This is a genomic window from Micromonospora sp. NPDC023644 (genome assembly GCF_040640115.1).
In the GTDB taxonomy this organism is placed as follows: Bacteria; Actinomycetota; Actinomycetes; order Mycobacteriales; family Micromonosporaceae; genus Micromonospora.
Genome location: NZ_JBFABA010000090.1, coordinates 1 through 11,697, shown reverse-complemented (window position 1 = coordinate 11,697; position 11,697 = coordinate 1). Strand labels below are relative to the sequence as shown.

At 72.6% G+C, this 11,697-nt stretch carries 9 protein-coding genes; 4 read left to right on the top strand and 5 right to left on the bottom strand.

Annotated elements, in window-relative coordinates:
- Window positions 1-339: 339 nt before the first annotated feature.
- Window positions 340-1,623 carry an activator-dependent family glycosyltransferase gene (locus tag AB0G08_RS29400; RefSeq protein WP_358093996.1) on the bottom strand — a complete coding sequence of 428 codons (1,284 nt, stop codon included), beginning with the start codon at window positions 1,621-1,623 and terminating at the stop codon, window positions 340-342.
- A gap of 40 nt (window positions 1,624-1,663) precedes the next feature.
- The gene (locus tag AB0G08_RS29395; protein WP_358093993.1) at window positions 1,664-2,896 is read right to left on the bottom strand and encodes a cytochrome P450; all 1,233 of its coding nucleotides are present in this window, start codon (window positions 2,894-2,896) and stop codon (window positions 1,664-1,666) included.
- Between the two features lie 400 nt (window positions 2,897-3,296).
- Between AB0G08_RS29395 and AB0G08_RS29390 the strand changes: the two genes are divergently transcribed.
- From AB0G08_RS29390 to AB0G08_RS29375, 4 genes are all read left to right on the top strand, one after another.
- On the top strand, window positions 3,297-4,307 hold the full coding sequence (locus AB0G08_RS29390) for a sigma-70 family RNA polymerase sigma factor (protein ID WP_358093990.1): 1,011 nt from the start codon (window positions 3,297-3,299) through the stop codon (window positions 4,305-4,307).
- Window positions 4,307-4,606, top strand: coding sequence for a hypothetical protein (locus tag AB0G08_RS29385; RefSeq protein ID WP_358093988.1), 300 nt, complete (start codon window positions 4,307-4,309; stop codon window positions 4,604-4,606). The genes AB0G08_RS29390 and AB0G08_RS29385 overlap by 1 nt, the downstream gene beginning before the upstream one ends.
- Before the next feature lie 246 nt (window positions 4,607-4,852).
- The gene (locus AB0G08_RS29380) at window positions 4,853-5,497 is read left to right on the top strand and encodes a DUF899 domain-containing protein (RefSeq protein ID WP_358093985.1); all 645 of its coding nucleotides are present in this window, start codon (window positions 4,853-4,855) and stop codon (window positions 5,495-5,497) included.
- A 64-nt stretch (window positions 5,498-5,561) separates the two neighbouring features.
- Entirely contained in the window at window positions 5,562-7,151 is a 1,590-nt protein-coding gene (locus AB0G08_RS29375; RefSeq protein ID WP_358094000.1) for an MFS transporter, read from the top strand.
- Window positions 7,152-7,788: 637 nt separating this feature from the next.
- Here the strand turns inward: AB0G08_RS29375 and AB0G08_RS29370 are convergent.
- From AB0G08_RS29370 to AB0G08_RS29360, 3 genes are all read right to left on the bottom strand, one after another.
- Window positions 7,789-8,973 (bottom strand): acyl-CoA dehydrogenase family protein, encoded by a 1,185-nt coding sequence (locus AB0G08_RS29370; protein ID WP_358093983.1) that lies wholly within the window; start codon window positions 8,971-8,973, stop codon window positions 7,789-7,791.
- A 119-nt stretch (window positions 8,974-9,092) separates the two neighbouring features.
- Window positions 9,093-10,670, bottom strand: coding sequence for a GMC family oxidoreductase N-terminal domain-containing protein (locus tag AB0G08_RS29365; protein ID WP_358093980.1), 1,578 nt, complete (start codon window positions 10,668-10,670; stop codon window positions 9,093-9,095).
- A gap of 346 nt (window positions 10,671-11,016) precedes the next feature.
- Window positions 11,017-11,499, bottom strand: coding sequence for an SgcJ/EcaC family oxidoreductase (locus tag AB0G08_RS29360; RefSeq protein ID WP_358093978.1), 483 nt, complete (start codon window positions 11,497-11,499; stop codon window positions 11,017-11,019).
- Window positions 11,500-11,697 lie beyond the last annotated feature (198 nt).

The window sequence follows — 11,697 nt, the reverse complement described above, 5'->3', positions numbered from 1 at the left end:
AGGGGGGCGGGGGGGGGGCCGTCGGGTCGGGGGGGGGTGCCCGGCGCCGGGGGGGCGGGGGCGGGGGGGCCGGCCGGCGGGGGGGTGGCGCGGGGGTCCGGCGGGGGGCCCCCCACCCCGTCGTCGGGCCGCCGCGCCACCCGGTGGACGGGGGGCCGCCGCGCCGGCCGGTCGGCGGGCGCCGCCGGGTTCTCCGGTCATCGGGGACCGCCGGGCCGCCGGGCCGTCCGGTGGTCCCGGTGCCGAGCGCGCGGTGGACGGCCGGTACGCCGAAGGGGTCCGCGCCCGGTCGGGCGCGGACCCCTTCCCGCTCACCGGAGCCGGCGGCTCCGGCCGGTCTCAGGCGCGTGGGCGGTGCTGCGCGGTCAGCTTCTCCAGCAGCGGGACGACCTCGTTCGCGGTCGGCGTGCCCATCCGCTCGGCGCGCAGCCGGTCGGCGTTCTCCTTGAACGTCGGGTCCTTCAGCACCCGGACGAGCTCGTCACGGAGCAGGTCCGGGGTCAGGAAGTCCGAGTCCGCCACGTAGACGCCCGCGCCCCGCCGCTCCAGCCCGTTGCCCTCGGCGACCGGCCCCCACCACTTCTCGGTCCAGTACGCGCTCGGCACGATGAGCTGGGGCACCCCGCTCTCCACCGCTGCGGCGAAAGTCTGCGTGCCGCCGTGGTGGACGATCGCCGAGCAGGTGGGCAGCAGGACGTTCATCGGGACGAACTCCACCGCCCGGACGTTGTCCGGAATCCGCGGTCGCTCGGCGAGCTGCCGCTTGTCGAGCGTGGCGACGACCTCGATGTCGAGGTCGGACACCGCCTCCAACAGGTCGGTGGCGGACGCCTCCACCCCGTGCGACTCCCGGTGCGAGACCCCGAGGGTCAGGCACACCCTGGGCCGGCTGGGCGGTTCCCGCAGCCAGTCCGGGACCCGGGTCGGCCCGTTGTACGGCACGTGGCGGATCGGCACGTAGTGCACGTTCGTCGTCGGGTGCCAGACCCAGGACGGCATCGGGTCGATGGTCCACTGCCCGAGCGCGATCTCCTCGTCGAAGTCGTGCCCGTACCGCTGGAGGAACGGCCGCAGCCAGTCGGCCAGCGGGTCGTTGAGCGGGCCGGACGGGTTGCGGGCGCTGGCGGCGTGGAAGGCCGCCCGGATCTGGCCGAGCCCGTCGGCGCCGAACAGCAGGCGCGCGTGCGCCGCCCCGCTCACCCGGGCGGCCACCGGCCCGGCCAGTGCCAGCGAGTTCCAGATGATCAGATCCGGCCGCCACTCCCGGGCGAAGTCGATCAGGTCCGTGAAGAGGCTGTCCGGGCAGACGAGCGGGAAGAAGCCCGTCGAGATCGACTCCAGGTGACCGTGGGGATCCTCGGGGAAGCTGCCGTCGACCGGCTTCTCCCACTTGCGGGGCTGCCCGTCGTCGACCCGGGGCGGCGCGGCCGGCCCGAGTTTCTCGTTCATGCGCAGCACCTCGCCGACCGGCGCGGGCAGGAAGCCGGTGCGCATGACGTCGTCCGCGAGATCCGGCTGGCTGGCGACCCGCACCTGGTGCCCGGCGATCTGGAACGCCCACGCCAGCGGAGTCATCGCGTACAGGTGTGACTTGTTGATGCCCGCGAGGAAGAGGACCCGCATGGCTCTCCTTTCCGTGTCCGTGTCCGTGTCGAGCGGCGGGTCAGGGGGTGAGGACCAGGGGCAGCGCGGCGAGGCCGCGCATGATGTTCGGTCCGCCGATGCGCCACTCCAGTTCCTCGTACGCGCAGGCGAGCTCGATCTTCGAGAAGCGGCGCAGCAGCGTGCCGAAGGCGATCTGGCCCTCGACCCGGGCCAGCGGGGCGCCGATGCAGTAGTGCACGCCGTGCCCGAACGCCACGTGCGGGTTGTCCTTGCGCGCGAGGTCGAGGCGGTCCGGCTCGCCGAACGCGTTCGGGTCCCGGTCCGCCGCGCCGAGCACGATGTTGACCGCGCTGCCCTGGGGGATGGTGACGCCGGCGATCTCGACGTCCTCGGTCGTGAAGCGCATCGGCACCCGCTCGATGGGACCGTCGTAGCGCAGCAGCTCGTCGATCGCGGTGGACATCACCTCGGGCCGTTCGCGCAGCAGACGGAGCTGGTCCGGGTGCCGCAGGAGGGCGACCGTGCCGTTGCCGATCAGGTTGACGGTGGTCTCGTGGCCGGCGACCAGCAGCAGCTTGATCATGCCGAGCAGTTCGCGCTCGGAGAGCTGGTCCTGCTTGCCGGGCACGATCAGGGCGCTGATCAGGTTGGGCTGGGAGTCGTAGTCGAGTTCCGGGTTGACCTCGGTCCGCATCTTCCCGATCAGCTCGGTCAGGTAGCGGTCCATGTTCTGGTTGCCCTGCCGCCGGCTCTGCACCCCCTCCGGGGTCATCGGGGACGCGAGCAGCATCCGGGTCCACTGGCCGAAGTCGTCCCGGTCCTCGCCGGGGATGCCGAGCAGCTCGCAGATGACCGTGATCGGCAGCGGGTACGCCAGGCCGGTGATCAGGTCGACCTCGCGGCGGGCCGCCATGGCCTCGACGAGCTCGTCGGTGATCTCCTGGATCCGCGGGCGGAGCCGCTCGATCCGGCGACGGGTGAAGGCCATCCCGACCAGGCGCCGCTGCCGGGTGTGGTCGGGAGGGTCGCTGTTGAGCATGTTGGCCCCGAGCGGTCCCTCGTCGCCGACGCCGGCGGCCATCACCTTGGCCCACTCGGGCGCGCGCTTCGGGTCCTTGGAGAAGCGGGGGTCGGCGAGCGCGGCGCGGGCGTCCTCGTACCGGGTGATGAGCCAGATCTCGGAGTTCATCGGGCCGCGGACGAAGTGGACGGGCGCCTCCTCCCGCAGCCTGGCGTAACTCGGGTAGGGGTTCGACTGGAAGTCCTTGCTCTGCAAATCAACCGATGTCATGGTTTTCCCCCTCGGAAGGCAGGAGCCTGCCCTGGCGTTCCGGCACGATCCGTCGGGGCGGTCAGGTCATGGAACGGCCGGGGCTGATGCGCCAGGTAGCCCTGCGCTATATGGTCATCGCGGGCTGTGTGGGATCGCATCTCCTGAGTTGCGGTACCCGGCCGGCGCGCCCGAGCGGGTCGACCGCACCGCTCTCCGCGCGTCGCGGGATCCCGTCGGTCGATCGGCCGACCCCGGGCGGGGGACGAAGCCCGCCGCAGCGATGACTATGCGGTCCGCCGGTCGTCATATCTGTGGGGGCGGGCGTGGATGGTCGGCTGACCAGGACGGAGGACGGTTCGTGGGCGGAGTTGGCGCGAGGCCGGGCGGGACCGGGGCCGCGGCGGTCGGGGACGCGGCGGTGGGTGACGCGGTCCGGGCGGGCGACGAACGGGCCTTCGCGGAGCTGACCGAACGGCACCGGCGGGAGTTGCAGGTCCACTGCTACCGGATGCTCGGGTCGTTCGACGACGCCGAGGACCTCGTGCAGGAGACGTTCCTGCGGGCCTGGCGCAAGCGGGAGAGCTTCCAGGGCCGCTCCACGGTGCGGGCCTGGCTCTACCGGATCGCCACGAACGCCTGCCTCGACTTCCTCGAACGCCACAACCGGCAGCCGCGCCAGCTCGTCGTCCCCACCCTCTCCCACGGGTCCGTGTCCGGGCGCACGGCGCTGCCGCAGGTGGAGGTTCCGTGGCTCCAGCCGTACCCGGACCGGTTGCTGGAGCCCGTGGCGCCGCCCGACGTCGAGCCAGACGCGGCGCTGGTCGCCAAGGAGACCATCGAGCTGGCCTTCCTCGCCGCGATCCAGCACCTGCCGCCCCGGCAGCGGGCGGTGCTCATCCTGCGCGACGTGCTCGGCTGGCCGGCCACCGACACCGCCACGCTGCTCGACGGCACGGTCGCCGCGGTCAACAGCGCCCTGCAGCGGGCGCGCGCCACCCTCAAGCAGCACCTGCCGGAGCGGCGGATGGAGTGGCCGGCGGCGACCGACCCGAGCCAGGAGGAACGGGCGGTGCTGCAGCGCTACGTGGAGGCCACCGAACGCGCCGACCTGTCGGCGCTCGCGGCGCTGCTGCGCGAGGACGCCCGCTTCACGATGCCGCCCAAGCCCACCTGGTTCGAGGGACGGGACGCGATCATCGAGAGCTGGACGCCCGCGATGGTCGGCCCCACGGCCTGGAAGGACTGGTACCACGTGCCCACGCGGGCCAACCGTCAGCCCGCCGTCGCCTGCTACGTGCGGGGGCCGGGGCGGTCCCGCTACCAGGCGCTCGGCCTCGACGTGCTCCGCATCGAGGGCGGGCAGATCGTGGAGATCACCGCCTTCCTCCCCCGGATCTTCCCGGCCTTCGGGCTGCCGCTGTCCCGCTGATGGACGGCGGCGAGGACGACCGGGTCTCCTTCCTCAACCGTTGGCTGCCGTCGCTGCTCCGGCTGCTCGTGATGGTGGTCGATCCGGGGACCGTGCGGACCGTCGACCCGGCCGAGTGGGGCGACGCGATCGTCGTCCTCGAGTACGGCCAGGTCGAGGTCGAGTACCCCGGCGGCGGGTTGCAGCGCTTCGGGCGCGGCGACGTGCTGTGGTTCGACGGGCTGGCGCCCCTGGCCATCCGCAATCTCGGGTCCGTGCCCGCCGTGCTGGCCGCCGTGTCCCGTAACCGGCCGGCGTAGTCGCGCCGCCGGAGGCCGTACGGCGGGCTGCCGTCCTGACCTGGGCGGTCACTGCCGCGACCGCGGCGACGCCGGCGGTCCGCCGGGCCCACCGCCGCGGTCCCGGCGGCGCCCGGCCGTGCGGTGCGTGGCGATGCTGTCGCGGGCAGCGATGAGTTTTTCCGCGTTCCGCCGTCTCAATCAGGGTCGGCAGCGGTGAGGGCGCCGCTGATGGTCACCCGAGAGACGGAACGCAGGAGAAACACGATGGCGCAGCAGAAAGTTGTCAGCCGGGACGAGTGGGAAGCCGCCCGTGCGGAGCTCCTCGTCAAGGAGAAGGAGCTCACCCGGGCGCGCGACGCGCTGAGCGCCCTGCGGCGTGAACTGCCGATGGTCCGGGTGGAGAAGGAGTACGTCTTCCAGGGGCCGGACGGCCCGGTGGACCTGGTGGGCCTGTTCGACGGCCGCCGCCAGCTCATCGTCCGGCACTTCATGTTCCACCCGGACTGGGACGAGGGCTGTGTGGGCTGCTCGTTGCAGGTCGACAACCTCGGCCACCCGGCCCACCTGCACGCCCGGGACACCAACCTGGTGCTGGTGTCCCGCGCCCCGCTGACCAAGCTCGAGCCGTACCGGCAGCGCATGGGCTGGACGGTGCCGTGGTTCTCGTCCTTCGGCAGCGACTTCAACCCCGACTTCGGCGTCACCAACAACGACTCCGAGTCCTCCGGCCTGAGCGTGTTCCTCCGCGACGGGACGGACGTCTTCCACACCTACTCGTCCTTCTCCCGGGGCGGCGACGCGCTCATCAACACCTACAACTACCTCGACCTGACGGCGCTGGGCCGGCAGGAGGAGGAGCTGGACTACCCGCAGCAGTGGTGGCGACACCACGACCGGTACGACGCGTGACCCCGCCCACCCCACCGCCACCGCAATCGACCGCCTGTACGACGCAGAAGGGTTTGCCATGGACATGAACACAGCGACGCCCGACCCCGGTGTGCGGGCCACCTCGCGCGAGTGGTGGGGACTGGCCGTTCTGGCGCTTCCCACACTGCTGCTGTCACTGGACCTCAGTGTGCTGCACCTGGCGCTTCCCCAGCTCAGCGCCGACCTGGGCGCCACCATGGTCCAGCAGTTGTGGATCATCGACATCTACGGCTTCATGATCGCCGGCTTCCTGATCACGATGGGCAGCCTCGGCGACCGGATCGGGCGCCGGAAGCTGCTGCTGATCGGTGCGGTGGCCTTCGCCATCGCCTCGGTGGTGGCCGCGTTCTCGACGTCGCCCGAGATGCTGATCGTCACCCGGGCGCTGATGGGCCTCGCCGGCGCGACCCTCATGCCGTCCACCCTGGCGCTGATCAGCAACATGTTCCAGGACCCTGCGCAGCGGGGCGCCGCGATCGGCGTCTGGGTGAGCTGCTTCATGGGCGGCATGGCGCTCGGCCCCCTGGTCGGCGGCACCGTGCTGCAGTTCTTCTGGTGGGGAGCGGTCTTCCTGCTCGCCCTCCCGGTGATGGCGCTGCTGCTCGTGGCCGGCCCGGCACTGCTGCCGGAGTTCCGTGACACCACCTCCACGAAGCGGCTCGACCTGGCCAGCGTGGCGCTCTCCCTCGCCACCATCCTGCCGCTGGTGTACGGCATCAAGGAGCTGGCCAAGGGCGGCTGGGAGCCGGTGCCGGCACTGGCCATCGTCGTCGGCGTGGTGTTCGGGGTGGCCTTCGTGCTCCGCCAGCGTCGCCTCGCCGAGCCGCTGATGGACCTGCGCCTGTTCAGCAACCGGTCCTTCAGCGGAGCGCTGGTGATCGCGCTGCTCGGCGCCGCGATCGGTGGCGGCACCATCCTGGTCGTCAACCTCTACCTCCAGATGGTCGCGGGCCTCTCGCCGCTGCGGGCCGGGCTGCTGATGCTGCCGTCCGGCTTCGCCATGGTCGCCGCGGCCATGACCGCGCCGGCGATCGCCCGCAAGGTCCGGCCGGCCTACGTCATCGCGGGCGGCTTCCTGGTCGCCGCGGTCGGCTACCTGCTGCTCACCCAGCTCGACCGCGCCGGCGGGCTGGCGCTCGTCGTGGTCGGCGTGATCCTGACCAGCGCCGGCAGCGGACCGCAGGCGGCGCTCAGCACCGAGCTGGTGCTCCGCAACACGCCGCCGGAGAAGGCCGGTTCGGCGGCGTCCATGTCGGAGACCAGTGGCGAGCTCGGCATGGCCCTCGGCGTCGCCGCCCTGGGCAGCGTCGCCACCGCGGTCTACGGCGGGGTGCTGAGCGACAACATGCCCGCCGGCACGCCGGCCGAGGCGGCGCAGAGCGCCCGGGAGAGCATCGTCGGCGCCATCAACGCCGGCGAGCAGCTGGCCGGGCCGGTCGGGGCCCAGCTGCTGGAGGCCGCGCGGGACGCCTTCACCAGCGGCCTGCACGTCGTGGTCGCCGTGAGCGCGGCGCTGTACGTCATCCTCGCCGTCGTGGCCGTCGCCACGTTGCGACACGCCCCGCCGAGCGGCGCCGTCGAGGCGCCGGGGCAGGCCGAGGTACCTGAGCCGTCGGTGGAGACCGCCAACTGACGGCACGAGCAGCGGCGGCCGGCCCGGGCCGCCGCGCGGTGGGGGGCCGGCGCGAAAGCGCCGGCCCCCTGCCACATCCGATGACGGTTGCCGCGGACCGGCAGCCAGCCCCCGGTGTCGGACTCGACCGGCGCTCGCCGGACGAACCGTCAGCCGGTAACGGCCGGGCCGACCGCGCCGACCCACGCCAGCCGACCGCCGACGGCGAGACGCGGGCCCACGTCCTGGTCGTGGCGGGCGGCGGTGGACTGACCGTAGCTTCCGCCGGATAGCCGCGGTGCCCGCCCCGGCGTGCCGCCGGCCGGGGCCGCCGCCGGGGCCGCCGTCATCTACCGGGGCCACCCCGTGGCGGCGGGGGCCGGGCCATGGCGGCGGGGGCCGTGGCGGCGGGCGGGCCGTGGCGGCGGAGGGCCGTGGCGGCGGAGGGCGGGCTCTGGCGACGGCCGGGGTCGCTGTCCGGGCCGTCCACGGTGCGGCCGGGTCCCCGGCTGCCGCCGAAAACGCACTCTGGCCGGAGCGGTGCTGCCCGACCCGTCGTCCGGGTTGGGCGCACCGCTCCGGCCAGCAGACCGACGCGGCGCGGGCGCGGTGGACCACGTCGTCCACCGCGCCCGCGCCGTGCGCGGGGGCCTGTCCGTCAGATGTACGGCGAGTTGGGCTCCAGACCGCAGAGGACCCGGCCGTACAGCTCGTAGTTGGTCTCCGGCAGCATCAGCGCGTGCATGTTGACGACCTGCGCGTCCCGGGCGATGCGCTGGATCGGCACGGTGTTGTAGACGGACGAGCCGCCGCTGGCCATGTTGAAGATGTCCACGGCCTCCTTGCCGAGCTGGCACACGGCGCCGACGTCGGCCCGGGAACGGGCCCGCTCCTCCAGAGTCAGGGGCTCGCCGGTCAGGCCCTTGTCGTCGACCAGCCCGGTGACCCGGTGCGCGTGGAACTCCGCCTGGTCGATCTTCATGACGGCCTCGGCGACCCTGAGGTGGGTGATCGGGGCCTCGCGCTGGCTCTCGTACTCGGTGTAGGTGATCTTCCGGCCCGGCAGCCGCTCGAAGAAGACCTCGCGGGCCGCCCTGGCCAGCCCGACCACGGTGCCGACCGAGGAGGCGGCGGCCACGCCGAGCAGCGTCGTGCGGTACATCGGCAGGTCGGCGTTCAGGACGGAGGCGTACTGGTTCTGCAGGATCGCCGGCAGCGGCAGCACCCGCTCCTGGGGCACGAAGACGTCCCGGGCGACGGTGGTGACGCTGCCCGAACCCCGCATGCCCGACGTGTACCAGTCGTCGACGATCTCCAGGTCCGACATCGGCACCAGCGCCATCACCGGCCAGAGCCCGGCGCCGTCCGGGGTCGGCGCCATGGCGATGATCTCCTGCCAGTGGCTGTGCTGGGCGCCGCTGATGAAGCCCCACTGGCCGTTGACGACCAGGCCGCCGTCCTTGGGGGCCGCCATCGCCGACGGGCTGAGCGTGCCGCACACCCGCACGTCGGGCGTGGAGTGGACCTCGTCCTGGACCTCGTCCGGGAACATGCCGACCATCCAGCCCGGGATCGTCCAGACCGACATGGTCCAGCCGACCGAGCCGTCGCCGCGGGCCAGTTCGGCGGTGACCTCCGCCTGCGTACGGGTGTCGGACTCGTATCCGCCGTACCGGGTGGGCACCCGCATCTTGAAGAAGCCGGCCTCCGCCATCGCGTCGACCACCTCGTCGTGCAGGCGCCGATTCTCCTCCGACCAACTGGCGTGCTTGCGCAGCAGCGGCACCAGATCGGTGGCCCGCTTGACCAGTTCGGTCCTGGACGGTGCTTGGGTGACCTCCACCCGGTCCTCCTTCGAGATAGTCGTGTCGTTGCAGCGCCGGAACGGGCCGGTCCGACGATTCGCCGACCCGGTGCCGGGAAGGCGTGACGAACCGGCGCGGCAGGTGTGCTTCCGGACGGTCAGGCCGCGAGCGCGGCGGTGTTCGCGGGCAGCGGCGGGGCCCCGCTGATCAGGTCGGCCGCCTTCTCGGCGATGGCCAGCACCGCGGCGTTCGGGTTGCCGCGGATCAGCGTCGGCATGACCGAGGCGTCGACCACCCGCAGCCCTTCCACGCCGCGTACCCGCAGGTCGGCGTCGACGACCGTGCCCATGGCACAGGTGCCGGCCGGGTGGTAGATGGAGTGCGCGTACTGACGGACGTAGGTGCGCAGGTCGTCGTCCGACTCCGACGCCGGCGGCTGGTACGCCGCCTCCGTGTAGGGCTTCAGGGCCGGCTGCCGCGAGATCTCCAACCCGATCCGCACACCGTCGATCGCGACCCGCATGTCGGCCTCGTCCGCGAAGTAGTTGTGCACGATCTTCGGCTTCGCCGTCGGGTCGTCGGAGGCCAGGGTCACGTAGCCACGGCTGCGCGGGGTGAGGATCGACGGACCGTACGAGAAGGCGTGGTGGGTCGGCGTGCCGAGGCCGCTGTCGGCGAACATGACGGGCGCGCCCAGGTACTCCACGTCGGGCGCCGGCAGGTCGTCGCGGGTCCGGGCGAACCCGCCGGACTCCGGGCCGTTGGACGTCAACGGTCCCGTGCCGTCCGCCATGAACTGCTCCACGTTCGCCGGCGCCCCGGCGACGAGCAGGCTGATCGGGTGGGAGTGCGTGAAGATCAGCGGCACCAGGGCGTGGTCCTGGAGCCCCTGGCCCACCGCGGGCTGGTCGAGCACGACCGGCAGGCCGAGCGCGGCCAGCAGGTCGGCGGGACCGACGCCGGAGTGCATCAGCAGGTGCGGGCTGTTGTAGGCGCCGCCGGCGAGGATCACCTCACGTTCCGCCCGGACCGTGATCTCGTCGTCCAGGCGCTGGCCGACGACCCCCACGGCCCGCCCGTGGTCGAACAGGACCCGGTGCACCTGGAGGTTCGTCTCGACGGTCAGGTTCGGCCGGTCGAGCGCCGGGTGCAGGAACGCGGTCGCGGCGCTCGCGCGACGGCCGTCGCGCTGGGTGACCTGGAAGAACCCGAACCCGTCCTGCTCGGCCCCGTTGAAGTCCGGGTTGACGGCGTGCCCGGCCTCGGCCGCGGCCTCCACGAAGGCCTTCGACATCGGGTTCTTCGCCCGGCCCTCGGAGACGGCGAGGGGGCCGCCGACCCCGTGGTACGTCGACTCGCCCCGCTCGTTGTCCTCCGAGCGCTTGAAGTACGGCAGCAGCTCGTCGAAGCTCCAGCCCGGCTGCTGCCAGCCGTCGAAGTCGATCCGGTTGCCCCGGATGTAGACCATGGTGTTGATCGAGCTGGTGCCGCCGAGCACCCGCCCGCGCGGGAGGTAGACGCGACGGCGGTCCAGGAACGGCTCGTCGTGCGTGTCGTAGTCCCAGTCCAGGTGGGTGCGGAAGAGCTTCCCGAACGCAGCCGGAATGTGAATGTTCGGCGCCTTGTCCGCCGGACCGGCCTCGATGAGGCAGACCGACACGTCCGGATTCTCGCTCAGCCGCGCCGCGAGCACACAACCGGCGGTTCCTCCGCCGACGACGACATAGTCGTACATTCACTCCTCCTTAGAATGCGCTGGGTCAAGGATGAGCCGACGGGCTGCCGGGTTCGCCTTCCAGAGTGCTTTCCTCCGGGACGTTCATCCGTTTGTCCGAATTGCTTTTCCGGACCTGGCCGCGATTCGGAGGAGGCGACGCGGGCGCCCGCGGCAGCGGCGGCGACTCCTCGCCGCCGCTGGCGCCGTCGGGGGTCCGCCGGCGGTGATCGGGGACCGGGTCGGGCCCGCGCCGCACGCTCCGGGCGACCTACCGACGTGCGGGCGGCCGGCGGCGGGCCGGGCTTCGCCGGCGTCCGGGCGGCCGGTGGCGGGTGGCCCGCGACCGGCGTCGCCCGGCCGGCGGTCAGCCCTTGACCGGGCTGCTCTGGTGCGACAGCAGGCGCAGCTGCCCGGAGGGCTCCCGGCGGATCACCCAGGTGGCGCGGATGAACCGCTCCGGCGCGATCTCCGACTCGTCGGCGAACATGATCCCGCCCTCGGTCACCACCATGGCGACGTCGTCCTTGAGGAACGTCAGGAAGACCGGCCAGCCCTTGACCCGGGCGCCCCGGTACGGCCCCTCGAAGCCCTCCCGCATGTAGGACCGGATCTGCTCGCGGCTGGTGAGCTGGTTGTCCTGCATGAGCAGGCTGCCGTTGTCGGCGAAGACGCTGGCGAAGGCGTCCGGGTCGTTGGCCGCCCAGGCGGCCTGGATCCGCATCGCCACGGTGAGCGCGGCCTTCTCGTCCGGGCTGGTGAACCCGCGGTAGTAGGAGGTGTCCTCCGCCACCCCGGCGTCAGCCAGGTGTGCGGACGCGTCGCCCCAGGACGACTGGTTGCTGGGCATGGTCATCTTCTCCGTCTCGATCGGCGGGGACGCCGGCGGACCCTGGGAACCAGGGCCGGCGGGGCGTTGGTCAAACTGGTCGGCACGCCGCCCGGACCCACACCGGGTTGTCTCCTTCGTGGGTCGGGCGGCGTGCCGGGTTGTGGGTGGTTACCAGCGCAGGGTGGCGCCGGCGCCTCGGGGGCTGTTCTGGTAGCC

What these genes read in the sequence shown, in the direction of transcription:
- AB0G08_RS29395 (WP_358093993.1), bottom strand. Translation starts at nt 2,896, where the DNA reads ATGACATCGGTTGATTTGCAGAGCAAGGACTTCCAGTCGAACCCCTAC.
- AB0G08_RS29360 (WP_358093978.1), bottom strand. Translation starts at nt 11,499, where the DNA reads ATGCCCAGCAACCAGTCGTCCTGGGGCGACGCGTCCGCACACCTGGCT.
- AB0G08_RS29365 (WP_358093980.1), bottom strand. Translation starts at nt 10,670, where the DNA reads ATGTACGACTATGTCGTCGTCGGCGGAGGAACCGCCGGTTGTGTGCTC.
- AB0G08_RS29385 (WP_358093988.1), top strand. Translation starts at nt 4,307, where the DNA reads ATGGACGGCGGCGAGGACGACCGGGTCTCCTTCCTCAACCGTTGGCTG.
- AB0G08_RS29375 (WP_358094000.1), top strand. Translation starts at nt 5,562, where the DNA reads ATGAACACAGCGACGCCCGACCCCGGTGTGCGGGCCACCTCGCGCGAG.
- AB0G08_RS29380 (WP_358093985.1), top strand. Translation starts at nt 4,853, where the DNA reads ATGGCGCAGCAGAAAGTTGTCAGCCGGGACGAGTGGGAAGCCGCCCGT.
- AB0G08_RS29400 (WP_358093996.1), bottom strand. Translation starts at nt 1,623, where the DNA reads ATGCGGGTCCTCTTCCTCGCGGGCATCAACAAGTCACACCTGTACGCG.